Origin of the sequence: Streptomyces sp. NPDC001941, assembly GCF_040296945.1 — a bacterium.
In the GTDB taxonomy this organism is placed as follows: domain Bacteria; phylum Actinomycetota; class Actinomycetes; order Streptomycetales; family Streptomycetaceae; genus Streptomyces.
This window is the reverse complement of record NZ_JBEOYE010000056.1, coordinates 1-23,055: the sequence shown is the minus strand read 5'-3', so window position 1 is coordinate 23,055 and position 23,055 is coordinate 1. Positions and strand designations below refer to the sequence as shown.

Here is a 23,055-nt window from a genome sequence, read left to right as displayed (position 1 = left end):
GGCGGCCGAGTCCGGCAGTTGGCGGGGTCCGGGGAGCGGGGGAGCGCCCTCTCACGGCGCCGGCGTGAACCACGGCGCCGGCGTGCGCGTGGACTACAGCGCCAGCATGCGCGTGAACTCCGGCCAGTACGGCGGCAGCCCGTCCCAGGTGTTCGTCGCCGGGGTGTGCCTGGTGGAGTGCGCGTACACCGTGCTGCAGCCCCGCGCCCCGGCCAGCCGTACGACCTCGGCCGCCTCGTCCGCCGTGCGCACCCCGTGCACCAGGTGGGCGAAGCGGGACGGCGGGTAGTCGCGCGTCCAGCTTGGGAACACCGCCCGGCGGTAGGCCTCAAGGTCGCCCTCGAAGACCACGACCTGGTCGGCGATGTCGCAGTAGCCCCGGGCCGGGACGACGCCGGGGTTGAGGACGACGTACCGCATGCCCTTGGCGCGCTGGTGGAGCACCGTGAGCGCGGTGGCCTGGAGCAGTTCCCCGGTGGCCGGGCACTCGTCAAGGAACGCGCCGGTGATGCCGCGCGCCGCGTACGCCTCGGCCTCGGCGTTGGTGTGGAAGTCCTCCCGCGCGCCGCCGTCGAGCGTGATGTAGCCGAGCACCCGGGTGCCCGCGTCCCGGACGGCGCGCGCCGCCATGTACAGCACCGGGTCCTCGTGCTCCCCCGGGCCGTCGGCCTGGTTCAGGACCACCCAGCGCAGCGGCGCGTCCGCCAGGGCCAGCGCGGCCCAGGCCGGGGCGGCGACACCGGGGTGGCCGTACATCGGAACCCCGGCCGCCGCCGGGGGCGCGGACCGCGCTGCGGCCATGTGGTCGTCTCCCGTCGGCTGTGCGTCTACCAGGTGCCAGGTTAGGGCCTGTTGGGCGGGCGCCAGTCCGTGGCCGGGGCCCGGCGGTCGCCCGGACGGTTGCCCAGCCACGGACAGACGGTTGCCTGGACGGGGGCGGACGGTTGCCCGGCCACGGACGGACGGTTGCCTGGACGGGGGCGATCGGTGATGATCCCGCCTGTGTCCGTCCTCATGGTCCTCGTCCCCCTGCTCCTCGGCGCGCTCGTGCACCGGGTGAGCCTCAGCCGCGCCCGGCGCGTGCGGCGCCCCGGGAGCGACAAGTGGGTGCGCGAGTCCTTCGCGCCCGCCGCCTTCGGCCTCGTCCCGGCCGCGGCCCTCGACGCCGGAAGGGCCGGACCGCCGCTCGGCGAGCACCGGCTGGCCGGGATGCGCTCCGTCGCCTTCGCCGTCCGGGACGGCGACTGGCGCGCGGCCTCCGCGTACGTGGCCGCCGCGGGCGAGGACTGGGACGCCCGCTGGTCGCGTACGGAGTTCCTCCAGGAGCTCGCGACGGACGGCGACGACTGGCTGCGGGCCTGGCGCCGCGAGGAGCCCGGCAACGCGGACGCCGCGACGCTGCACGCCTCGCTGCTGGTGCACCGGGCGTGGGAGGTCCGGGGCTCCGGCTACGCCCGCGAGGTCGGGGACGAGCGGATGCGGCGGTTCCAGGAGATGCTCCCCGAGGCCGTGGAGGTGGCCCGCGCGGCCGCCGCCCTCGACCCGCGCGACCCCGGGCCCTGGGTCGTCATGATCACCGCGTCGCGCGCGCTGGCCCCCTCCCGCCGGCAGTTCGGCGAGCTCTGGGAGAACCTGGTCGCCCGCGCCCCGTACCACTACGCGGGCCACTGGCAGGCGTTGCAGTACTGGTGCGCCAAGTGGCACGGCTCGGACCGGCTGATGCTCCGCTTCGCCCGGCGCGCCGCCGCGAACGCCCCGGCGGGCAGCCCGCTCGCCGGGATGTACCTGCACGCGCTGCACGAGCTGGACGAGCGCGGCGGCACCGGCCTCGTGCGCGCCCGCTCGTCCGGGTCGAGGAAGCTCCTGGAGCGGGTGCACGCCTCGTTCGCCCTGGTCGGCCCCGAGGACGAGCGCCTCCCCCGGCTGCGCCACCTGCTGGCCCACTACCTCCTGGCGACGGGGAACAACGACGCGGCCCTGGAGCAGTTCCGGCTGCTCGGCCGCTGGTGCGGGGCGTACCCGTGGACGGAGGCGGCCGACCCGGTCGCCGCCTTCGACCACGCGCGCGGCCTGGCCGCCAAGGGGTCCTCGGCCCGCAGGGCGCTCAGGAGCGGTGCGGCGGCCAAGGGACGGGCGTCGATGACCCGTTGAGCCTCCGGGCGGGGTGCGGTGGTCACCCGGGGAGCGGCTCCAGCCGGTCCAGGAGGGCCGCCGCCGCGCGGAGTCTGGCCTCGTCGACGCGGGCGCGGGTGCCGTGGAAGTCGGGGCCCCTGGTGGCGTCCAGGGCCATCCGCGAGGTGGTGCCCTCGGCGGTCGCGGACGGGTCGAGCGGGGAGCCCGGCAGGCCGTCGACCCGGAACACGTCGCGGTGCGGCTGGAGGTGGACGGCCATCGCCCACAGCACGTCGCCGTCGCGCGTCAGGTCCACGTCGTCGTCGACCGCGACCACGGTCTTGAGGTACGGGTCCCAGCCCAGCAGCGCCAGCATCACCTGGCGCGCCTGGCCCGGGCGCGAGGGGCGCAGCGCCACGTAGGCGTGGAAGTGGGTGCCAGAGGTCGGGTAGTGCAGCGCGGTGACCTCGGGGAAGCGCCGGCGCAGCTGCTGCGCCATCTCCGCCTCGCGCGGCACGCGGGCCAGGTTGAGGTGTTCGGCGCTGTTGCCGCCCACCACGTCGAGCAGCAGCGCGCCGTCGCGGCGCAGGACCGTCTCGACGGTGAGGACGTTGCGGGTGGAGCGGTCGGAGGAGTACCCGGAGAACTCGCCGAACGGGCCCTCGTCGGCCCGCTGGGCCGGGTCGATGTGCCCCTCCAGGACGATCTCGGCGGCGGCCGGGACCCGGATGCCGTGGACCGGGGTGCGGACCACGTCGAGCGGGGCGCCCAACAGGCCCCCGGCCAGGGTGCGTTCGTCGACTTCGGGGCCGACCCGGGCGGAGGCGGCCAGCAGGAACAGCGGGTGGGCGCCGATGACCACGGCGACCGGCAGCACCTCGCCGCGCCGCTCGGCGATCCCGAGGAGCTGCCAGAGGTGCCCGCGCGAGTGCAGGCTGGTGGCCAGTGCGCGCGGGCCGTGGACCATGGCCCGGTGGTAGCTGAGGTTCCCGGCCCGGCCCGGCACCCCCTCGGGGGCCTCGGCGGTGACGACCCCGCTGGTCAGGTAGGGGGCCCGGTCGGTGGCGAAGTGCCGGATCAGCGGGAGCGCGGCCAGGTCCACGGCGTCGCCGGACAGGACGGTGTGCGTGACCGGCCCTTCGGGGACGACCCGGGGCTCCACGGCCCGGGCGGCGGCCTCCTGGTAGGCGGCGTGCAGGTGGTCGGGGGTGGTGCCGAGCATGCGGGCGATCCGGTGGCGGGAGGCGAAGAGGTTGGTGACCAGGGTGGTGCCGAGTCCGTTGACGCGCGGGCAGACCAGGGCCGGGTGCCGCTCGCGCGCGGCGAGTTCGGCGACCAGCGCGGCGACGTCCTCGCCGTCGACCGCTTCGGGCACGGTGAGGACGTCGCGGGGGTGCGCCCGTGCGTAGGAGTCCAGGAAGGTGCGCAGGTCCTGCGGTGCGGTGCGGGGCATCGGCTGCCTCCTCGTCGGGCGCCGGTGGGGCCGGTCCGGCGCGGGGCCGGCCCCGGGGTGGCCGGTCGGTCAGGTCCTGGCGGCCGGGTCGAGGGTGGCGTAGGTGTCCTTCAGGCGCAGCTGGGCCTCGGCGAGGTCGCGCGGCGGGGGCGTGGGCTTCAGGCCGAGGAGCTTGGCCATGTTGTTGCCGAGGTAGCCCTCCAGGTCCTCCTCGGAGAGGTGCATGCCCTGCGGCGGCGGTCCGCACAGGACCTCCAGCTCCCGCGCCCACATGCCCGGTTCGTTGGGCGGCGAGTCGGTGCCGAAGACCAGCTGGTGGCGCTCCATCTGCTGGGCGAACTCCACGATGCGCGACTGGAGCAGCCAGCCGGACTCCCCGTACACGTTGGGCGAGTCGAGGATCATGTAGAGCGCCTCGAAGCAGTACACGCCGCCGGTCTGCACCCCGAAGTGCGCCAGGATGAAGTTGACGTCCTTGAACTCCCGGATGACCGGGTAGAACTGCGTCGGGATCGAGTAGGGCCCGTCGCCGGTGTGGATGAGGACGACCACGCCGAGCTCGTCGCAGACCCGCAGCACCGGGCGCAGCCAGTCCAGCGCCCGGTCGGGCCGGTAGGCGTGCATGTTGGCGTGGAGCTTGAGCATCTTGTACCCGTACTCCTTGACGTGGAACTCCAGCTCCTTGGCGCCGTTCTCGGGCCCGAAGCGCGGGTTGTACATGAAGTTCCCGATGAACCGGTCCGGGTAGCGCTGGACGAGTTCGGTGATGTACGCCATGTAGTCGCGGATGCCTTCGCGCCCGGTGCGCATGCCGTCCTGCCAGACGCTGTTGCCGGGCGGGGGCATGATGCAGCCGTAGTCGATGCGGCGCGGCTTGCCGTTGATCATGTACGGGCCGTCCATCATCGCCAGCGTCCGCTCGCCCGTGAAGGGGGAGCCGTCGTGCCGCCAGGCCTGGTCCACGACGTTCGTGGGGTGCATGTGGGTGTCGATGATCATGCTGCTGTCCTTTCCGACTGGTACCTACCGCGTGCTGCGTGGTGGACCGTCCGGGGACCCAGGGCAGGGCCCGCCTCACCTCCCCCCGTCGTCGTCGGAGCCGTACGGCCGGCCCGGCTCGTCACCGGGCGCGTCACCGAGCTCTTCGCGGAACCCGTCGCGGAGGTCGTCGCCGAGCTCGTCGCGGAGGTCGAGGAAGTCGTCGGGCCGCACCGGCACCCGCTCCAGCGCCAGGCCGGTGGCGTCGCGCAGGGCGTTGGCGACGGCCGGGGTGGAGGACAGGGTGGGCGGTTCGCCGACGCCGTTGAGGCCGTACGGCGAGTCGGGGTGCGGCAGTTCGAGCAGGTCGATGGGGACCGGCGGCATGTCCGCGATGGTCGGGATCAGGTAGTCGGTGAAGGACGGGTTGCGCACCCGGCCGCCGTCCACCCGCAGCTCCTCCATGAGCGCCAGGCCCAGGCCCTGGGCGGTGCCGCCCTCGATCTGGCCCTCCACCGCGAGCGGGTTCAGCGCCTTGCCGACGTCCTGCGCGGTGGCCAGCTCCACCACCTTCACCAGGCCCAGTTCGGTGTCCACGTCGACCACCGCCCGGTGCGCGGCGAACGCGAACGCGATGTGCGCGTCCCCCTGGCCGCGCTCGTCGTCGACGGGGAAGGTGCGCCGGTGCCGGTACTCGTACTCCTCCTCCAACGGGCCGCACTCGGCGAGGACTTCGGCCAGCGGGCGGTCCCCCGCGCGCTCCCTGAGCCGGCGGCAGGCGCCCTGCACCGCTCCCCCGCTCATCCAGGTGATGCGGGACGCGGACGAGGATCCTGCGTCGCCGACCCGGGTGTCGGCGGGCAGCACGACCACCCGCTCCACGCCCAGCTCGGTGCGCGCGATCTGCGCCTGTACGGTGACGATGCCCTGGCCGCACTCGGCGGCGGCGGTGTGCACCTCGGCCACGGGCTCGCCGCCCACCAGGGAGAGCCGCACCCGGGCCACCGAGCGGTCGTCGACACCGCCGGAGAAGCCGATCGCCTTGACCCCGATCGCGTACCCGACCCCGCGCCGCACCCCTTCGCCGCGCGTGGTGTTGTTGAGCCCGCCGGGGCGGGCGAACGGGCCGTCGGGCGGCGGCGGCAGCGGGCGGTCGCGCAGCCTGCGCAGCAGTTCAGCGGCGGGTGCCGGGCCGTCGACCGCCTGGCCCGTCGGCAGGACGGTGCCGGTCGTCATGGCGTTCCGCAGCCGCAACTCCACCGGTTCCAGGCCGAGTTCGCGGGCCAGCTTGTCCAGGTTGGACTCGACCCCGTAGCAGGACTGGACGGCGCCGAAGCCGCGCATCGCGCCGCACGGCGGGTTGTTGGTGAACACCGAGTAGCCGTCGATCTCGGCGGCGGGCACCTCGTAGGCCCCGGCGGCGAAGTAGCTGCCGTTGGCGATGACGACCTGGGAGGTGGAGGTGTAGGCGCCGCCGTCGAGGAGCAGGCGCGCCTTGACGTACAGGATGCGGCCGTCGCGGGTGGCACCGTGCTCGAAGCGCATCCGGGCGGGGTGGCGGTGGACGTGCCCGAAGAACGACTCCTCGCGGTGGTAGCTCATCTTCACCGGCCGCCCGGTGCCCAGCGCCAGCATCGCCGCGTGGATCTGCACCGACACGTCCTCGCGCCCGCCGAACGCGCCGCCCACCCCCGACAGGGTCAGCCGCACCTTGTCCGGCGGCAGCCCGAGCGCCCCGCACATCTGGTGCTGGTCGTCGTGCAGCCACTGGGTGGAGACGAACACGTCGACGCCGCCCTCGCCGTCGGGCACCGCCAGCCCCGACTCCGGCCCCAGGAAGGCCTGGTCCTGCATCCCGACCTCGTACGTCCCCGCCACCACGACGTCCGCGGCGCGCCGGGCCGCGGCCAGGTCGCCGTGGCGGATGCGGACGTGGCGCACGACGTTGCCCCGCCGGCCGTCCACCCGGGCGGCGTGCACCAGCGGGCCCACGCCCCGTACCGCGTCCTCCGGGTCGGTCAGGGCGGGCAGTTGCTCGTACTCCACCTCGATCAGGCGCAGCGCGCGGCGCGCGGTCTCCGGGTGGTCGGCGGCCACCAGCGCGACGGGCTCGCCCTGGTAGCGCACCAGCTCGGCGGCGAGCACCGGCTGGTCGGCGACCTTCATCCCGTACAACGGCCGCCCCGGCACGTCCTCGTGGGTGAGCACCGCGACCACGCCGGGCAGCCGCAGCGCGGCCGTGGCGTCGAGGCGGACGATGCGGGCGCTGGGGTGCGGCGAGCGCAGGGTGGCGCCCCACACCATGTCGGCGGCGTGCAGGTCGGAGGAGTAGGCGAAGTCTCCGGTGACCTTGAGCCGTCCGTCGGGGCGCGCGGTGCTCGCGCCCACTCCGGAGCGGACCGGCGTGCTGGCGGGGGCGATGGTGCTCACGGGCTTCGCTTCCCTTCTGCCGTGCGGGGGTGCCGGGTGGAGGGGTGCTGTGCGTGGAGCGGTACGGGGATCGGGCGCCGCCCCGTCAGGGCAGCGGGCGCACCCGCCCGGCGCGGCCGGGGCGCGTGGTGCCGTCGCCCCCGTCGGGCGCCGGGCCCGGGGCGATGGCCTGGGAGAGGCGGACCCGCAGGCGTCTGATGTGCTCGCGGGCCGCCTGCTCGGCGGCGTCCGGGTCGCCCGCGGTCATCGCCTCGAAGATCCTGCGGTGCTCCTCGACGGCGAGGCGGGGCGCCTCCTTGCCGCGCCAGAGCTGGTGCAGGGCGAGGTGGGCCTTGCCCTGGATGGTGTCGAGGGCCGCGGTGAGGTGGCTGTTCCCCGCCACTTCGCGGATGAGCCGGTGGTAGGCCATGTCCAGCTCGATGTGGGTGCCTTCGTCGTCGCCGTCGGAGAGCGAGTGCTCGTGCCGCTCCAGGAGGGCCCGCAACTCGCCGACGCTGGTGGCGTCCAGGCGCTCGGTGGCCAGCCGGGCGGCCAGGCCCTCCATGACCTCGCGGACCACGTAGAGCTGGCGCACGTCCTCCATGTCCACGGTGGCCACGACCGCGCCCCGGTGCGGGGCGTGGCTGGCGAGCCCGTCGTGGATGAGGCGCTGCACGGCCTCGCGGACGGGGCTGCGGCTGATGCCGAGCTGGGCGGCGAGCGCGGGGACGGAGAGCGCGTCGCCGGGGCGCAGCCGGTTGGCGAGCACGGCGGCCTTCAGCTCCTCGTACGCGCGGTCCGCGAGCAGACTGCCCGCCGCGACCGGGTTCACCGCCTTCTCAGCGACCATGGTTCCCCTCCCCGTCCCGCGCTGCTACTTCCGTACGCCATGTTGCATGTAATGTGCTGGCCCGTCAACGGAGTTGACGCCCTCGCCCGGTGCGCGCGCCCGACCGCGCCGCAGTCGTCGCGGCAGCCGCAGGTGGTGGAAGAACAGGTTGAGCAGGACGGCGGCGAGGGTGCCCAGGATGATCCCGCTGTCGAACAGCGCCTGGAGCTGGCGTCCCGGCATCTTCTCGGCGAACTGCGGGAACGCCGTGGGCAGGAAGCCGACGCCCAGGCTGGTGGCCACCAGGATGGTGTTCCGCTGGTCGCGCAGGTCCGCCTGGACCAGGATCTGCACGCCGACCACCGCGATCGTCGAGAACAGCACCACCGTCGCGCCGCCGAGCACCGAGGCGGGCATCGCCGCGACCACCGCGCCGACCTTGGGCACCAGGCCGAACAGCATCATGATGACGCCGGACGCGGCCACCACCCAGCGGGACGTGACGCCGGTCAGCCGGATGAGCCCGAGGTTCTGCGAGTACACCGTGGTGGGGAAGGAGTTGAGCGCCCCGGCCGCCGCGGTGGCGAGACCGTCCGCGCGCAGCGCCCGGGTCACGTCCCGTGGCCCGACCTCCCGGCCCACGATCTCGCCGACCGCGAAGAACTGCCCGATCGACTCCACCGCGATGATCACCATCACCAGGACCACGGAGAGCACCGCGACCGTCTCGAACCGCGGCGGCCCGTAGTGCAGCGGCGCCTCCATGCCCAGCCAGCCCGCGGGCCCGATCGCGGAGAAGTCCGTACGTCCCGCGAGCGCGGCCACCGCCGTGCCCACGGCGAGACCCGCAAGGACCGCGACCGTGGAGAGGAACCCCCGCGAGACCTTGGTGAGCAGCAGGATCACGGCGAGCGTCACCGCCGCGAGCCCCAGGTGCGCCGGGGCCCCGAACGACGCGTCCCCGGGGTCGCCGCCGCCCACCTGACGGGCGGCCACCGCGAGCAGGGTGACGCCGACGATGGTCACGATCGTGCCGGTGACCAGGGGCGGGAAGAAGCGTACGAGCCTGCTGAAGACGGGCGCGACGACGAACAGCGCGAGGCCCGCCGCGATGACGGCGCCGAACACGGTCGGCAGCCCCGCCCGCGCCCCGCCCGCGGCGAGCCCGACGGACACCAGGGACGGCACGGCGGTGGTGGAGGTGCCCTGTACGACGGGCAGCCGGATCCCGATGCCCGGGAGCCCGACGGACTGCAGCAGGGTGGCGAGCCCGCAGGTCAGCAGGGACGCGTTGACGAGCAGCGCGACGTCCTGGCCGCGCATGCCGATGCCCTCGGCGACGAGCAGCGGCATGACGACGGCGCCGGCGTAGAAGGCGAGGACGTGCTGGAGGCCGTAGAGGGCGAGGCGCCAGAACGGGGGGACGGAGTCGACCTCGTCGCGGGCGGGACCCGGAGTGGTGGTGGAGGTGCTGGAGGCGGGGTCGGAGGCGTCCGGCCCGCCCGGTGGGGGTGTCCCGGTCGGTCGTGACATGTGCGTGGTCCCTTCGCCGAGCTGCCAGGGGGCTTGTTGGATGCCGGATCTGTGCTGCCAGGAGGTCTTCGCGCTGTCGGATCTGTGCTGTCGGAGGGTCTTCGCGCTGTCGGATCAGTGCTGCCAGGGGACGGTGAGCTTGGCGAGGCCCGCGCGCTCGACCAGCCGCTCCGCGCGCTCCTGCGCCTCGGCGAGCAGGGCGTCCTCGTCGACGTACGTACAGCGCCCGTCCTCGAAGACGACCCGGCCGTCCACGACGGTCATCTCCACGTCGGAGCCGCGCGCGGAGTAGACGAGGGCGGCGACCGCGCGGTGCAGGGGCCGCAGGTGGGGGCGGTCGAGGGCGACGACGACCAGGTCGGCGGGGGCGCCGGGGGCGAGGACCCCGGCGCCGGTGCCCGCGTAGCGCGCGCCCTCCCTGGTGGCCAGCTCCAGGGCCTCCTCGCAGCGGGCCACGGCCGGGTCGAGGGTCTCCTGGCGCTGGGCGAAGAGGGTCAGCTTCATGGCCTCGAACATGTCCTGGCGGTGCCCGGCGCTCGGTCCGTCGGTGCCGAGGGCGACGACGGCCCCGGCCTCGCGCAGGCTGCGCAGGGGCATGACGCCGGAGGCCAGGTAGGCGTTGGAGGCGGGGTTGTGGCACACGCCGGCCCCGCTCCCCCCGGCCAGCTCGATCTCCTCGTCGTCCAGCCAGATCGCGTGCGCCAGGGTGGCGCGGCCGTCGAGGAGGCCCTCGCGGGCGAGCCAGCCGACGGGGCGCACGCCGTACGCGTCGAGGTAGCTCTCCGGGTCCTTGCGGCCCTCGCTGCAGTGCGTGTGCCAGCGGGTCCCGGCCCCGGCGGCCAGCTCGACCGCGCCGCGCACCAGGTCCTGGTCGGCGTAGGAGAGGTTGAGCGGGGCGGGCCAGACGGTGACCCGGGAGCCGGGCGGCCTGGCGCGCACGCAGGCGCGGGTGAGCTCCAGTTCCTCGGCGAGGGAGTGGCGGAAGAGGGCGGTGGGCAGGCCGCGCGCCTCGGCGACGGCGGTGCGCGGGCCGACCATGCCACGGGCGACGGCGCCGCGGAGCCCGGCCCGCTCCAGCGCCTCGGCGACGGAGAGAACCGTTTCGGCGTCGGTGGGCGCGTAGTGGTGGTCGATCACCGTGGTGATGCCGGAGCGCAGGGCCTCCACGGCGCCCAGGGTGGCGGCGACCCGCGCGTCGTCGGGGTCGACGGCGATGGCGTACGGCCACATGAAGTCGCAGAGCCACGGCCAGATCGACCGTCCCTCGCCGAGGCCCCGGGCGAAGGCCTGGAAGAGGTGGCTGTGCCCGTCGGTGAAGCCGGGGACGACGGCCTTGCCCCGGCAGTCGACCGTGCGGGCGGCGGTCCAGGCGGCCTCCACCTCGTCCGCCGGGCCGACGTCCGCGACGCGTCCGCCGACGACGGCCACGGACCCGTTCTCGTACACCTCCCGCCGGTCGTCGACGGTGAGGACGTGTCCTCGGGAGAAGAGCAGATCACAGGAACGGCGCGTCTCGGCCACGGGACCCCCAGGGATTCGGCCTGACTCCATGTTGCATGTAACATATTCCGGCTCTCCTGGCTGTCAACCCCCTTGCATACGACAAGAGTTGGAGCGCCCCCGGACACCGGACGGCCGGGAAACGCCGGTGCCGCTGTCAGACCCGGCTGTTAGGTTCTGCTTCGTTGTTGCACCACGCATCACTGGCATCACTGGGGGGATTCCACATGCATGCCCGCGACTTCGCCGGTATCGCGCTCGTGCCCGCGCTCGCGCTGGGCCTGGTCGGCGCGGCCGTCGCCACCACTGTCGTGACGGCGTCCACGGCCCTGGCCGCCGACCGGACCTGGCCCGCGCCCGTCGCCCTGACCGGCGAGAAGGCCACCAGCCCCGGCGCCAAGGTGCTGCCGGACGGCACCGCCGTGACCGTCTGGCAGAAGGGCGTCGGAGAGGAGGCGCAGGAGGTGTGGGCGGCCACCCGGCCCGCCGACGCCACCGCCTGGGGCGCCCCGGTCCTCGTCGCCTCGAACCTGAAGGACGTCAGTGACGTCTTCCTGGTCGCGGCGAAGGACGGCTCTGCCACCGTGTCCTGGCGCGACACCGCGCAGGAGGGCCCCAACCGTTACCGGACCGCCACGCTGGCCTCCGGGGCCACCGCGTGGACGGCGCCCGCGACCCTCACCACCGCGCCCTACGCGAACGACCTGCGGCTGGTGAACGGGGAAGGCGGCCACCTCACCGCCGTGTGGTCCGGCAACCCGACGCCCGGCGAGAACGACCAGGACGAGGGGGTGTTCGTCTCCGACCTCGCCGCGACCGGGGACGCGTGGTCGCCCGCCGTCCAGGTCGGCATCGGCTACCCGTACGAACTCGCGGCCGCCGCCGGGAGCGACGGCACGGTGACGGTCGCCTGGAAGGCCGCCCTGGACGGCGCGGAGAAGCTGCGGGTGTCGACCCGCGCGCCGGGCGCCGCCCAGTGGAGCGCCCCGGAGCCGGTGAACGTCGGGGGCACCAACCCGTCGGAGATATCAGTGCAGTTCGCGGCGACCGGCGCCACCCTGCTCACCTGGGACGGTGCCACGCGGAACCGGGGGTTCGTCTACCGTCCCGCGGGCAGCGCCCAGTGGGGCCCGAGCGAGGGCCTCCCCGTGGACGCCGACCGGGGCGACACCTCGACGCCGCTGATCGAGGCGGACGGCTCGGTGTCGGCGGTGTGGGTCACCGACTCCTCGAAGCTGGCCGTCGCCAACCGCGCGGTGGGCGGCGCCTGGTCCGCGCCGACCGTCCTGGAGCAGGACCGCGGCGTCCTGAGCCTGTGGACCCCGGGCATCGGCCGCGACGGCACGCTCGCGATCGCCTGGACGACGTTCGACCACGACCTGTTCGCGGTCACGCGCTCCGACGGCTGGGGCAAGCCCGTGCGGGTGGGCAAGGTGTACGAGTACGCGCAGGGGACGGTCGCCGCCGGCGCCGACGGGCGCGCGGTCACCGTGTGGAACGAACTGCTCGGCCGCACCGGCGACTCCCGCGAGATCAACAAGGTCTGGGCGGCGTCGACGGGCGGCCCGAGGACCGCGGCGCCCGCCGCGCGCCGGGACTACGTGGGCAACGACCGCGTACCCGACGTGTACGCGCGCGGGACCGACGGCCGGCTGACCGTCTTCGCGGGCAGCGCTGCCGGGACCTTCTCGGAGCGGAACGACGGCGGCTTCTGGCCCACCACCTCGACGATCGTCCCGTTCGGCGACTTCACCGGCGACGGGGTCAACGAGACGCTGGTGACGGACTGGGCGGGCGACCTCTACCGCTACAGCCCCGCCTCGGGCGCCGCGGTCACGGACAAGTCGCCGTCCGTGAAGATCGGCAGCGGCTGGTCGGCGTACGACGGCCTGACGTACTCGGGCGACTTCACCGGCGACGGGATACCGGACCTGGTGGCGCGGCACACGGCGACGGGCGACCTGTACCTGTACGGCGGCACGAAGGCGGGCGGCTTCACCCGCACCGGGAAGATCGGCACCAGCTGGAAGTCGCTCACCATCGTCGGCGCCGGCGACCTGAACGGCGACCGGAACGCGGACCTGATCGCCCGTACGACCAACGGCGACCTGTACCGCTACTACGGCACCGGCAAGGGCACGATCGGCAGCGGCACGAAGATCGGCTCCGGCTGGGGCGGGATGGCCGACTTCATCGGGACCGGCGACCTGACCGGTGACGGCAGGGACGACATCCTGGGCCGCACCGCGACGGGCGACCTGTACCGGTACGCGGGCAACGGGGCCGGAGGCATAGGCTCCGGCGTCAAGATCGGCACCGGCTGGAAGACGTACGCCAGCGTCCGCTGAGGCGGCGCGGGCGGCGGGCCCGGGGCCGGACGGGACCGCGCGGCCTGATCCGTGGTCCCGGGGCCCCGGAATGCCTTGGTCCTCCTGGCCCGGGGCCTGATCCGTGGGGCCCGGGGAGACCCGGGGCCCGCTTGGTGGGGCCCCGGGGGTGTCGTCAGGCCTTGGCCGCGGCCAGGGCCGCCTTGACCTCGTGCACCACGCGGGCGGCGTCCTCGGGGTTGTTCACGACGTCGGTGCTGTTCATGTCTATGACGAGCACCTCGCTGGCCGCGTAGTGGTGGTGCACCCAGTCGTCGTAGCCGGACCACAGCGTGCGGTAGTACTCGACGAGCCCGGCGTCCTGCTCGAAGTCGCGGCCGCGCAGCCCGATGCGGTGCAGGACGGTCTCGAAGTCCGCCTTGAGGTAGACCATCAGGTCGGGCGCCTTGCGGTAGGGCAGGCCGTCGATCTCGCGCATCATCTCGTCGAGCAGGCCCTCGTACACCCGCATCTCCAGGGAGCTGATGCGGCCCAGGTCGTGGTTGACCTTGGCGAAGTACCAGTCCTCGTAGATGGACCGGTCCAGGACGTTGTCGTCCTGCTTGTAGGCCTGCTTGATGGCGGCGAAGCGGGTCTGCAGGAAGTACAGCTGGAGCAGGAAGGGGTAGCGCTTGGCCTGGATCTCCTCGGGGGTCGAGGTGTAGAAGAGCGGCAGGATCGGGTTGTCCTCCACGCTCTCGTAGAAGACCTCGCTGCCGAGCTCCTTGGCGAGCAGCTCGGCCACGCTCGTCTTACCGATCCCGATCATGCCTCCGACGCAGATCACCGGCATTCCTCACTTCTCCCTGGGGGGTCATCGTGCAGTCCGTGTACGGGTGGGCTGCGCGCCCCGTACCCACCCCGGACGCACGTCGACGGCCACACGGCGTCCCGGGGTGTCGGTGTCGCCCCCCGGGGCCTCGTGACCAGCGCCCGGCGGTCCCGCCCGGACCAGGGCCCCACGGACCGCATAGAACCTTAGACGAAGCCGCGCCGCGCCCCGACCAGAGAGCACCCCGCACGGCCGCCCGCGGGGGCCGGGGCCTTGCCATCGAGTGCACTCCAGCTCCTAGGGTGACGCATCCCACCCACCCCCTCCCCCAGGGAGCACCGCCATGCGCTACCGCGTCCTCGGAAAGACCGGCATCGAGGTCAGCACCCACTGCCTGGGCACCATGATGTTCGGTGCCGTCGGGAACCCGGACCACGAGGACGGCGCGCGGGTGATCCACGCGGCGCTCGACGCCGGCATCAACTTCGTGGACACCGCCGACATGTACTCGGCGGGCGAGTGCGAGGAGATCGTCGGCAAGGCGCTCAAGGGCCGCCGCGACGACGTCGTCCTCGCCACCAAGGGGCACTTCCCGCTGGGCGAGGGGCGCAACCGCAGCGGGAACTCACGCCGCTGGCTCCTGAAGGCCGTCGAGGACAGCCTGCGCCGCCTGGACACCGACTGGATCGACCTCTACCAGGTCCACCGCCCCGACCCCGCGACCGACGTCGAGGAGACCCTCTCCGTCCTCACCGACCTGGTGCGGGCCGGGAAGATCCGCGCCTTCGGTACGTCCACCTTCCCGGCCGAGGAGCTCGTGGAGGCCCACCACGTGGCCGACCGCCGGGCCCTGATGCGGCCCCGCACCGAGCAGCCGCCGTACTCGCTGCTCGCGCGCGGCGTCGAGCGCTCCGTGCTCCCCACCGCCCAGCGCCTGGGCACGGGCGTGCTGACCTGGTCCCCGCTGGCCTCCGGCTTCCTCTCCGGCAAGCACCGCCAGGGCCGCCCCGTCGACCTCACGACCGGGCGCGCCAAGCTCACCCCGCACCGCTTCGACCCGGCGGCGCCGGGCAACCAGGAGAAGTTCGCCGCCGTCGAGCGGCTCGTCGCCCTGGCCGAGGAGACCGGCCGCACCCTGCCCGAGCTCGCGGTGGCCTTCCCGCTGGTCCACCCCGCCGTCACCTCGGTGATCGTCGGCCCGCGCACCATGGACCAGCTCACCTCGCTGCTCAAGGGCGCCGACCTGGTCCTGGAGGACGCCGTACTGGACCGGATCGACGAGATCGTGCCGCCCGGCACCGACCTGTACCGCGCCGACGGCGTCTGGCTGCCGCCCGCGCTCACCGACCCGGCCCTCCGCAGGCGCGCCGCCTCGGAGCGCGCCGCCGCCGACGGGGACGGGACGCGCTGAGCGCGCGGGCTGCGGGCCGCCGCCCGGTGGGTCAGCGCGCCCGCGTCGGGAGCGTCCTGAGCTCGTCCCCGGCCTTCAGTACGACGGTCCTGCCGTCGGACGTCGTGACGGTGACCGAGTCGGCGGTGACCTTGGTGACCGTGCCGCGCGCCAGGCCCGCGAAGCCGCCGAATCCGCCGGCCCCGGCTGCCCCGCCGGATCCGCCGGACGCCCCGCCCGCGCCCTGACCCCGGCCCGGGTACTGCCCTTCGCCTCCCCGGCCCGGGTACTGGCCCGTCCCGCCCGGGTACCGGCCCTGTCCGGAGCGGGCGGCGGCCGGGCCCTCGGTCGACGCCGTCGACGTGCTGCCGTCCTTCCAGTGCCGGTCGGCCTGCACCCCGCCGACCAGCCCGCCGACGGCCAGCACGCCCACGGCGAGCAACGTGGTGGCCAGCGGGGGCCTGGGGCGCGGTGGGTGGGCCGCGAGGGCCTCCCGCAGGGTCCCCCGGAACGGCGAGGTCCGCAGGACCTCGCGGGGATCGGGCCGGGACGGGTTCACGGGTGCACCTCCACGGTCACGGCCTGGCCTGCCCGGGCGGTCGCGGGGAGCCGCTCCGGGGTGATCTCGACGGCGTAGCGCACCACCTGGGTCGACGACTGCGTGCCGCCGCCGGAGCCGCCTCCCGAGGACGCGGCGGCGACGGGCACGGGCGACACCGAGGACACCGTGCCGGTCACCGCGGTGCCGAGCGAGTCGAAGGTGACCGACGCCTTCTGGCCGTCGTCGAGCCGCACCACGTCGGCCTCGGTGAAGTCGGCCGTGACGGTCAGCCGGGTGAGGTCGGTGAGGGTGAGCACCGCCGTGCCCGCGTTCACCGACTGGCCGGCCGCGGCGTCGACCGCGGTCACCGTGCCGGAGAACGGGGCGGTGATCTCCGTACCCTCGACCGCGCGCCGGGCCTGGTGGTAGGCGTTGCGCGCCTTGACGTAGGACGCGTAGGCCCTGCTGTGGGCGGAGTCGTCCGCCGCGTCCAGGGCCTCGGAGGCGGCGAGGTAGGAGGAGTAGGCCGCCTGCCTGCTCTCGACCGCCTCGGTGGAGTCGGTGCGGGCCAGCACGTCGCCCTTCGCGACCTTCTGCCCGGCCTTGACCGCGAGCGTGGTGAGGGTGCCGCCGGTGCTGAACGCCAGCGAGCGGGTCGCGGCGCTCGCCAGCGTCCCGGAGGCGGACGGGTCCGTGCCGGCCACCGGCGTCCGCGCGGCGGGTGATGCCTCCGCCCGGGCCGGCGCCGACGGGGCGGCGCTGCTCTCCTCGGCGCGCAGGGTCGCCAGGCCGCCGCCCACGAGGACGGCGCCGAGCACCCCGTACACGGTGGCGGCGCGCCCCTTGTGCCGTCCCGTCACACGTCTGCGCAGGCTCATTCGCGCGTTCCTCCGCTCGGGGTGGCGCTGGGAGCGGCGCCGGGGGTGGTGCCGGGACGGGTGCCGGGGGTGCTGTCCGCGGACGCGCTCGGTGTCGCGTCCGGAGTGGTCACCAGGACGGTGTCCCCCACCCCGACCTCCACGGTCCGGCCGTCCGGGGTGGTGACCTCCGCCTTCCCGTCCTTGATCGTGCCGAGGGTCCCGGATCCCGCCCCCTGACGGAACCCGCCCCCGCCCGACGGGCCGGACGGGGCGCCCTGGCCGCGGGCACCGGTCGCCTGCCCGGCGCCGGGGCGCGCGGCCGGTGCGGGGTCGCCGCCCTTGTCCGCGTACACCCCGGCGATGAACCCGGCGACGACCACGAGACCGGCGGCCAGGAAGACGGCGGGGCGCGGGCGCGGGCGCCGCGCCGGTACGGGGCCGGGACCGTCCGCCCCGATCCGCTCGGGCGGGCCGGGCGGCGGGGCGTCGGCCGGGCCGTCGGGGGTGGGAGTCGGGGTCAAGGGTCTGTCCTCACTCATGGCGCAGCGCCTCGATCGGGCGCAGGGAGGCGGCGCGGTTGGCCGGGTAGCTGCCGAAGAAGAGGCCGATGGCGACGGACACCCCGAGCGCGAGCCCGATCGACCAGGGGGCGATCACCGGCCGCACCCCGACGATGGTGAACTGCCCGCCGACGACCCCGGCGATCACCCCGAGGACGCCGCCGATCAGCGACAGGATGGTGGCCTCCGCGATGAACTGGCCCAGGATCGCCCCGCGCGGGGCTCCGATGGCCTTGCGGACGCCGATCTCCCGGGTCCGTTCGGTCACCGTGACGAGCATGATGTTGGTGACCCCGATGCCGCCGACCAGCAGGCTGATCGCCGCGACCGCTCCGAGCAGCACGGTGAAGGTCCGGCTCGACTCGGCGACCGCCGACTGCACGCTGGCCTGGTTGAAGACCTGGAAGTCGGTGGTGCCGTGCCTCTGTTCGAGGACCGCGGTGACCTCGGCCTGCGCCGCGTCGACCGCGTCCGGCGTCCTGGCCTGCACGACGATCTGGCTGAGCGCGCCGTAACTGGTCAGCGTGCCCTGCACGGCGGTGTACGGGGCGATGGCGACGTCGTCCGCGTCCTGGAAGCCGCCCGAGGACGAGCCGGACTGGGCGAGCACCCCGGTGACCGTGAAGAAGGCGCCGTTGACGTTCATCTTCTTGCCGATCGGGTCGACCCGGCCGAAGAGTTCGGTCGCCACCGTCCGGCCGATCACCGCGACCTTGAGGCCGGATTCGACCTGTTGGGCGGTGAAGGCCGAACCGCGCTCGACAGTCTTGTTGTTGGCCTTGAAGTAGGCGGTGTCGCTGCCGACGAACTGTCCGATGCTGTGGCTGGAGGTCAGGTAGGTGGTCGTCTGGGAGCTGGCGTTGACCACCGGCGAGGCGCTCTCCACCGAGGGCGCGCCGACCGGGTCAACGAGGGCCCGGGCGTCCGCCACCGTGAGCTTCCTCGCCTGGGTGCGGGGTCCGGTGGCGGTGTTCGCGCCCTGCCGGCCCGCCGGGCCCGCCTGGCGTGCGCCGCCCGCCTGTCCGGTGGTGGAGGTGGTGACGGTCAGGGCGCCCGCGCCGAGCCGGGCGATGCTGTCCTGGACCTGTCGCGAGGAGCCGTTGCCGACGGCGACCAGCAGGATCACGGCGCCGACGCCGATGAGGATGCCGAGCGTGGTCAGGCCGCTGCGGAGCTTGTTGGCGCCCAGGCCCCGCAGGGCGAAGCGCAGGATCTCGAAGGGGCTCATCGACCGCGGTCCTCCACGACGGCTCCGTCCACCAGGCGGATGACGCGCCGGGTGCGCTTGGCGACCTCGTCCTCGTGCGTGATCAGGACGATCGTGCGGCCGGCCGCCGACAGCTGGTCGAGGACGTCCAGGATGTCGAGCGTCGACCCGCTGTCGAGGTTGCCGGTCGGCTCGTCCGCGAGCAGCAGGGACGGCGCGGTGGCCAGCGCCCTGGCGACGGCGACGCGCTGCTGCTGGCCGCCGGACAGCTCGTTGGGCTCGTGGCCGGTCCGGTCCAGGAGCCCGACCAGCTCCAGCGCGGCGAGCGCGCGCTCGCGCCGCTCGGCCGGCTTCACCCCGCCGTAGGCCAGCGGGAGTTCGACGTTGGCGAGGGCGGTCATGCGGGGGATGAGGTTGAAGCTCTGGAAGATGAAGCCGATCTTGCGGTTGCGCAGGATCGACAACTGCCGCTCGCTGAGACCGCCGACGTCGGTGCCGTCGAGGTGGTAGCTGCCGCGCGTCGGCACGTCGAGGCAGCCCAGGATGTTCATGAGGGTGGACTTGCCGGAGCCGGACTGCCCCATGATGGCGACGTAGTCGCCCTGCTCGACCGTCAGGCTGGTGCCGCGCAGGGCGTGGACGACGGTCTCGCCCTGCCCGTACACCTTGGTCAGGTCGCGGACCTCGATGACGGGCGCCCGGACGGGCTCGCGGAACCCGGCCGCGGGGGCGCTCACCGGCCACCGCCCGCGCCGCGCCCGCCGCCCACGGCCGCGCCGCCGGCTCCGAAGCCGCCGCCGAAGCCGCCACCGGACCGTTGCGCGCCACCGCCGTTGGTACCGGTCGTGCCGGTGGCGACGGTGATGCGGACCTGCTCGCCCTCGCTCAGGCCGGACTTGATCTCCGTACCGGCGCTGCCCGCGATGCCGACGGTGACCGTGCGCACGACCGGCCGGCCGTTCTCCACGACCGTGACCGTGCTCTGGCCGCCCGCGCTGGTGACGGCCGCGCTCGGCACGTACAGCGCGTTCTTCACCTGCGCGACCGTGACGGTGGCGGCGGCCGTCTGCCCGATGCGGACCTGGGCGGGGCGGTCCTTGAGGGTGATCGTCACGGCGAAGGACACCACGTTGTTCTCCGTGGTGGGGGTGTCGGCGATCGCGCTCACCAGGCCCTGCGCGCTCACCCCCGGCAGCGCGTCGAAGGTGACCGCGGCGGCCTGGCCGACCTTGAGGCGGGTGGCGTCGGCCTCGGTGAAGTCGCCGGTGACCTGGAGGTGCGCCGGGTCGGCGAGTTCGACGAAGCCGGAGGAGGAGCCCGAGGACGAGGAGCCCGAGGAGGACGAGGAACCTCCGGAGCCCGAGGAGCCGGAGGAGCCCGCCGAACCCGAAGAGCCGGTGGAGCCGGAGGACCCCGAGGAGCCGGACGCCGGCCCACCGACGGTGCCGTTGACGGCGGTCACCGTGCCGGCGAAGGGGGCGTGCAGGACGGTCCCGTCGAGCGCGCGCCGGGCCGCGTTCACCGCGTTCCTGGCCCGTACGTAGCTCGCGTAGCCCTGTGCCGTACTGGTGTCGCCCTCCTCGGCCACGGCCAGGTCCGCCTGGGCCGCGTCGAGTTGCTCCTGCGCCTCGGTCGGGTCGAGCTCGGCGAGCTCCTGGCCCTTCTTCACCGTGGCGCCGACCTTCGCCCGGACCTTCGCCACGGTGCCGGACGCGGCGAAGGACACCGCCCGTGTCGTGGTGCTCGCGATCGGGCCGGACGCCGCCACCGAAGCGGTGACGTCGCCGCGCAGCACGGCGGTCGTCCTGGTGGTGGAGGAGGCGGTCGCCTCGTCGTCGCCGAGCGACACATAGGCGAGGCCGATGCCTGCGGCCAGCAGCACGGCGAGCGTGCCGTTGACCAGGGCGGCCCGGCCTCCGGTGGGGGATCTCATGGCCCGTCAGGCTGGTCGACCGACCTGTGACTTCCTTAGCGATTCCATGTGAATCAGCCATGAGACGCGGGAAGACGGCGTCCGCACGCGGGCCAACCTCGTGCCCCGCACGCGGGCGAACCGCCCGTGCTCCGCACAGCGGCGCACGGGTCCACCGGCACGCCACCGGCGCACCAACGGGTCCCGGCCGAGGACCGCGGAGAACCGCCGAAGACCGCAAAGGACCACGGCGGACCGCCGACGCCCCCGTCCGCACCACCTCCACGACCCCCCGCGCCACCGGAGCGGCCGGTGCGGCGCGTGGGCGCGCCAGGTCCCGCAGCCGCGCCCCCGCGCTCCAAAGCGCCGCCCGCTCCGGGCCGCGCCCGGTCGTGAGGGTGCCCCCGCATGGGCAGAAGCCACCTCGGTGCCCGAACCGCAGGAAGATCACCGGTGGTTCGGGCCCTCCGAACCGAGGTCAGGAGACCGCATGCCCGTCGTCGCACTGCCCGCCCCCGCCAGCGGGCCGACCGTGTGGAACGCCTCGTCCCTGGACGGGGCGTCGTGGTCCTTCGAGGCCCGGCACGGCCGCCTCGGCCCGGACATAGCCGGCGCGGCGGCCCGCGCGCTGCACCACGGCCCGGGCTTCGCCCTGGTCAGCGGGATCGACCTGGACGGCCTCGACGACGACGCCTGCCTGGGCCTGTCGCAGGAACTCGGCGCGTGCTTCGGCACGCCGCGCCCGCTGAGCGGCCACCGCCGCGCGGACAACGCCCTGTCGCCGGGCACCCGCACGCCCGGCCTCGACGCGGACGACGGCCACCTGGACCCGCACACCGACCGGTGCGACGGCTCCTCCGTCGCGGACCTGATGGCCCTGCTGTGCGTGCGCCAGGCCACCACCGGCGGGGACAGCCTGCTCGCCAGCGGGCCCACGGTGCACAACCACCTGCGGGCCGACCACCCCGACCAGCTGCAACTTTTGTACGGTGACCAGCACTTCGGCACCGTCGACGGACACGTCCGCCGGAGCCCCGTGTTCCGCCAGGACGGCGGTGCGGTGCGCGTGGCCTACAACCGCTTCCACATGGTCCGCGCCCTCCACGAGCGGGGCCTGTCTCCCACCAGCGCCCAGCAGGCCGCCTTCGCCGCGTTCGACCACACCCTGCACCAGCCCGGCATCACGCTGCGGCTGCGGCTGCGCCCGGGCGACCTCCTGCTGGTGCACAACTCCACGGTGCTGCACGGCCGGACGGCCTTCACCCACTCCCCCGTCGCGCGACGGCTGCTGACCCGCACCTGGATCGACACCGTCCGCCCCGCGGGGTGAGGCGCGCCGCCGACAGGGACGCGCGGCACGGCAGTTCCGGCGGGTCCGGGCGCCGGACCGACAGCGGCCCCCGCCGTCAAGGAAGTTGATCTTCAGCGGGCCGTCGTCCCGCCCTCCGCGATGGAGCATACGGCGCAATAAGGCGCCTCTAAGGGGTGACGCGCGGGCCGGGGGGACGCAACGCGCACGGAAAGCGGCATGCCTCCTTGCGTCCCATTCCCCACTAGTTGGGAGCAACACATGCGCAAGACCATCGCCCGGGCCGCCGTCTCCACGGCCCTCGCCGCCGCCGCCCTCATCCCCCTCGCCGGTGCCGCCACCGCGGCTCCGGCCGAGAAGTCCGCACAGCCCGCCGCCGCCCACCACTGCTGGGTCCGCCACGGGCACGTGCACTGCGTGGGCTACGACGACTACTACGGTCCCACCGTGGGCGTCGGCCTCAACCTCGGGCTCGGCCTGGGCCTCGGCATCCTCTGAACCACCGTTCAACGGAAGGTCTACGGAAGGTCTTTCGAAGCAAGTCCGTGTGAAGCGGAGGGGCCCCGCAGCACGTCTGCGGGGCCCGCTCCGCCCTCCAGGATCCTTTCGCCCGACGGGAGTTCGTACCGCCGGCACCAACGGGCCTGCTGTTACGGGACGGTGACAAGGTGAGGGGAACGCGTTCGGGCGTTCCGTCCTCTTCTTCGGTGACATCACGCCTTGGGCGGTTATGCCGCCTCCGGCGCGAAACCCGTGGTTCCGTAGTGAAAGGCATGGATTCATGATCGTCACCAAGCGGCACTCCCTCCGCCTCGCCGCCGTCGCCGTCCTCGGCGCCGCCTCCGTGGCCCTCGCGGGCACCGCGACGGCCGCTCCGGCCATCGCCCGGGCCGAGTCCGCCGCGGTCGCTCCCGGCGCCGCGGCCGTCAAGGCGAGCATCACCGCCAAGCCGTCCGTCTCCTCGGTCGCGGCGTGGAAGCTGTTCCGCGTCACCGGCAAGACCACCGGGCTCAAGGCGGGCAGCAAGGTGACGCTCCAGCAGAAGCAGCACGGCAAGTGGGTCACCCTGCCCGCCTCGGTGCCCACCGCGCGCAACGGCTCGTACTCCCTCGGCGTCAAGCTGGGGCTCAAGGGCAAGAACGACCTGCGCATCGTGAACGGCAACGTCGCGTCACCGGTGTTCCAGGTCACCGTGCGCTGAGTGCGCCGGACTTTCCGACGCGCGTGCGTGTGGGGGGGGGGGGGGGGCGGGGGCGGGGGGGGGGGCCCCCCCCCCCAGACCCCCCCCCCGGGGGGCCCCCCGCGGGCGGGGGCCGGGGACGCC

At 74.3% G+C, this 23,055-nt stretch carries 20 protein-coding genes; 6 read left to right on the top strand and 14 right to left on the bottom strand.

The window, feature by feature from the left end:
- Positions 1 to 93: 93 nt before the first annotated feature.
- Positions 94 to 801, bottom strand: a complete 708-nt coding sequence (locus ABT160_RS30550; protein ID WP_351651154.1) for a spherulation-specific family 4 protein — start codon at positions 799 to 801, stop codon at positions 94 to 96.
- Between the two features lie 201 nt (positions 802 to 1,002).
- On the opposite strand from ABT160_RS30550, the gene ABT160_RS30545 reads away from it, so the two are divergent.
- A complete protein-coding gene (locus tag ABT160_RS30545) occupies positions 1,003 to 2,151 on the top strand; it encodes a DUF4034 domain-containing protein (RefSeq protein ID WP_351651153.1) in 1,149 nt (382 codons plus the stop codon).
- A gap of 22 nt (positions 2,152 to 2,173) precedes the next feature.
- On the opposite strand, the gene ABT160_RS30540 is transcribed toward ABT160_RS30545, so the two are convergent.
- The 6 genes from ABT160_RS30540 to ABT160_RS30515 form a co-directional block, all read right to left on the bottom strand.
- A complete protein-coding gene (locus tag ABT160_RS30540) occupies positions 2,174 to 3,565 on the bottom strand; it encodes a UbiD family decarboxylase (protein ID WP_351651152.1) in 1,392 nt (463 codons plus the stop codon).
- 69 nt (positions 3,566 to 3,634) lie between these two features.
- Entirely contained in the window at positions 3,635 to 4,564 is a 930-nt protein-coding gene (locus ABT160_RS30535; protein WP_351651151.1) for an amidohydrolase family protein, read from the bottom strand.
- A gap of 75 nt (positions 4,565 to 4,639) precedes the next feature.
- Positions 4,640 to 6,973 carry a molybdopterin cofactor-binding domain-containing protein gene (locus tag ABT160_RS30530; protein WP_351651150.1) on the bottom strand — a complete coding sequence of 778 codons (2,334 nt, stop codon included), beginning with the start codon at positions 6,971 to 6,973 and terminating at the stop codon, positions 4,640 to 4,642.
- An 85-nt stretch (positions 6,974 to 7,058) separates the two neighbouring features.
- Positions 7,059 to 7,802, bottom strand: a complete 744-nt coding sequence (locus ABT160_RS30525) for a GntR family transcriptional regulator (protein ID WP_351651149.1) — start codon at positions 7,800 to 7,802, stop codon at positions 7,059 to 7,061.
- Between the two features lie 24 nt (positions 7,803 to 7,826).
- Positions 7,827 to 9,314, bottom strand: coding sequence for a nucleobase:cation symporter-2 family protein (locus tag ABT160_RS30520; RefSeq protein ID WP_351651148.1), 1,488 nt, complete (start codon positions 9,312 to 9,314; stop codon positions 7,827 to 7,829).
- A 114-nt stretch (positions 9,315 to 9,428) separates the two neighbouring features.
- Complete coding sequence (locus ABT160_RS30515) at positions 9,429 to 10,835, bottom strand: amidohydrolase family protein (protein ID WP_351651147.1); 1,407 nt, start codon at positions 10,833 to 10,835, stop codon at positions 9,429 to 9,431.
- A gap of 206 nt (positions 10,836 to 11,041) precedes the next feature.
- Here ABT160_RS30515 and ABT160_RS30510 point away from each other — a divergent pair, with 206 nt between their 5' ends.
- On the top strand, positions 11,042 to 13,162 hold the full coding sequence (locus ABT160_RS30510) for an FG-GAP repeat domain-containing protein (protein WP_351651146.1): 2,121 nt from the start codon (positions 11,042 to 11,044) through the stop codon (positions 13,160 to 13,162).
- Between the two features lie 154 nt (positions 13,163 to 13,316).
- On the opposite strand, the gene ABT160_RS30505 is transcribed toward ABT160_RS30510, so the two are convergent.
- The gene (locus tag ABT160_RS30505; protein ID WP_351651145.1) at positions 13,317 to 13,973 is read right to left on the bottom strand and encodes a deoxynucleoside kinase; all 657 of its coding nucleotides are present in this window, start codon (positions 13,971 to 13,973) and stop codon (positions 13,317 to 13,319) included.
- A 322-nt stretch (positions 13,974 to 14,295) separates the two neighbouring features.
- On the opposite strand from ABT160_RS30505, the gene ABT160_RS30500 reads away from it, so the two are divergent.
- On the top strand, positions 14,296 to 15,363 hold the full coding sequence (locus tag ABT160_RS30500) for an aldo/keto reductase (RefSeq protein ID WP_351651144.1): 1,068 nt from the start codon (positions 14,296 to 14,298) through the stop codon (positions 15,361 to 15,363).
- A gap of 31 nt (positions 15,364 to 15,394) precedes the next feature.
- Here ABT160_RS30500 and ABT160_RS30495 read toward each other — a convergent pair whose 3' ends face one another.
- Genes ABT160_RS30495 through ABT160_RS30470 form a run of 6 tightly spaced genes read right to left on the bottom strand, consistent with a single transcriptional unit; the run spans position 15,395 to position 20,443 of the window.
- The gene (locus ABT160_RS30495) at positions 15,395 to 15,901 is read right to left on the bottom strand and encodes a hypothetical protein (protein WP_351651143.1); all 507 of its coding nucleotides are present in this window, start codon (positions 15,899 to 15,901) and stop codon (positions 15,395 to 15,397) included.
- Positions 15,898 to 16,761, bottom strand: coding sequence for an efflux RND transporter periplasmic adaptor subunit (locus tag ABT160_RS30490; RefSeq protein ID WP_351651142.1), 864 nt, complete (start codon positions 16,759 to 16,761; stop codon positions 15,898 to 15,900). Before ABT160_RS30490 ends, ABT160_RS30495 begins: the two co-directional genes overlap by 4 nt.
- Complete coding sequence (locus ABT160_RS30485) at positions 16,758 to 17,264, bottom strand: hypothetical protein (RefSeq protein WP_351651141.1); 507 nt, start codon at positions 17,262 to 17,264, stop codon at positions 16,758 to 16,760. Before ABT160_RS30485 ends, ABT160_RS30490 begins: the two co-directional genes overlap by 4 nt.
- A gap of 10 nt (positions 17,265 to 17,274) precedes the next feature.
- On the bottom strand, positions 17,275 to 18,531 hold the full coding sequence (locus tag ABT160_RS30480) for an ABC transporter permease (protein ID WP_351651140.1): 1,257 nt from the start codon (positions 18,529 to 18,531) through the stop codon (positions 17,275 to 17,277).
- Positions 18,528 to 19,247, bottom strand: coding sequence for an ABC transporter ATP-binding protein (locus tag ABT160_RS30475; protein ID WP_351651139.1), 720 nt, complete (start codon positions 19,245 to 19,247; stop codon positions 18,528 to 18,530). Before ABT160_RS30475 ends, ABT160_RS30480 begins: the two co-directional genes overlap by 4 nt.
- A complete protein-coding gene (locus tag ABT160_RS30470) occupies positions 19,244 to 20,443 on the bottom strand; it encodes an efflux RND transporter periplasmic adaptor subunit (RefSeq protein ID WP_351651138.1) in 1,200 nt (399 codons plus the stop codon). The genes ABT160_RS30475 and ABT160_RS30470 overlap by 4 nt, the downstream gene beginning before the upstream one ends.
- 469 nt (positions 20,444 to 20,912) lie before the next feature.
- Here ABT160_RS30470 and ABT160_RS30465 point away from each other — a divergent pair, with 469 nt between their 5' ends.
- From ABT160_RS30465 to ABT160_RS30455, 3 genes are all read left to right on the top strand, one after another.
- Positions 20,913 to 21,752: a TauD/TfdA family dioxygenase gene (locus ABT160_RS30465; protein ID WP_351651137.1), complete on the top strand. Its 840-nt coding sequence runs from the start codon at positions 20,913 to 20,915 to the stop codon at positions 21,750 to 21,752.
- Positions 21,753 to 21,992: 240 nt separating this feature from the next.
- The gene (locus ABT160_RS30460) at positions 21,993 to 22,229 is read left to right on the top strand and encodes a hypothetical protein (protein WP_351651136.1); all 237 of its coding nucleotides are present in this window, start codon (positions 21,993 to 21,995) and stop codon (positions 22,227 to 22,229) included.
- 283 nt (positions 22,230 to 22,512) lie between these two features.
- Positions 22,513 to 22,932, top strand: a complete 420-nt coding sequence (locus ABT160_RS30455; RefSeq protein ID WP_351651135.1) for a hypothetical protein — start codon at positions 22,513 to 22,515, stop codon at positions 22,930 to 22,932.
- Positions 22,933 to 23,055 lie beyond the last annotated feature (123 nt).

What these genes read in the sequence shown, in the direction of transcription:
- ABT160_RS30550 (WP_351651154.1), bottom strand. Translation starts at nt 801, where the DNA reads ATGGCCGCAGCGCGGTCCGCGCCCCCGGCGGCGGCCGGGGTTCCGATG.
- ABT160_RS30540 (WP_351651152.1), bottom strand. Translation starts at nt 3,565, where the DNA reads ATGCCCCGCACCGCACCGCAGGACCTGCGCACCTTCCTGGACTCCTAC.
- ABT160_RS30535 (WP_351651151.1), bottom strand. Translation starts at nt 4,564, where the DNA reads ATGATCATCGACACCCACATGCACCCCACGAACGTCGTGGACCAGGCC.
- ABT160_RS30525 (WP_351651149.1), bottom strand. Translation starts at nt 7,802, where the DNA reads ATGGTCGCTGAGAAGGCGGTGAACCCGGTCGCGGCGGGCAGTCTGCTC.
- ABT160_RS30520 (WP_351651148.1), bottom strand. Translation starts at nt 9,314, where the DNA reads ATGTCACGACCGACCGGGACACCCCCACCGGGCGGGCCGGACGCCTCC.
- ABT160_RS30510 (WP_351651146.1), top strand. Translation starts at nt 11,042, where the DNA reads ATGCATGCCCGCGACTTCGCCGGTATCGCGCTCGTGCCCGCGCTCGCG.
- ABT160_RS30505 (WP_351651145.1), bottom strand. Translation starts at nt 13,973, where the DNA reads ATGCCGGTGATCTGCGTCGGAGGCATGATCGGGATCGGTAAGACGAGC.
- ABT160_RS30500 (WP_351651144.1), top strand. Translation starts at nt 14,296, where the DNA reads ATGCGCTACCGCGTCCTCGGAAAGACCGGCATCGAGGTCAGCACCCAC.
- ABT160_RS30490 (WP_351651142.1), bottom strand. Translation starts at nt 16,761, where the DNA reads ATGAGCCTGCGCAGACGTGTGACGGGACGGCACAAGGGGCGCGCCGCC.
- ABT160_RS30480 (WP_351651140.1), bottom strand. Translation starts at nt 18,531, where the DNA reads ATGAGCCCCTTCGAGATCCTGCGCTTCGCCCTGCGGGGCCTGGGCGCC.
- ABT160_RS30470 (WP_351651138.1), bottom strand. Translation starts at nt 20,443, where the DNA reads ATGAGATCCCCCACCGGAGGCCGGGCCGCCCTGGTCAACGGCACGCTC.
- ABT160_RS30465 (WP_351651137.1), top strand. Translation starts at nt 20,913, where the DNA reads ATGCCCGTCGTCGCACTGCCCGCCCCCGCCAGCGGGCCGACCGTGTGG.
- ABT160_RS30460 (WP_351651136.1), top strand. Translation starts at nt 21,993, where the DNA reads ATGCGCAAGACCATCGCCCGGGCCGCCGTCTCCACGGCCCTCGCCGCC.
- ABT160_RS30455 (WP_351651135.1), top strand. Translation starts at nt 22,513, where the DNA reads ATGATCGTCACCAAGCGGCACTCCCTCCGCCTCGCCGCCGTCGCCGTC.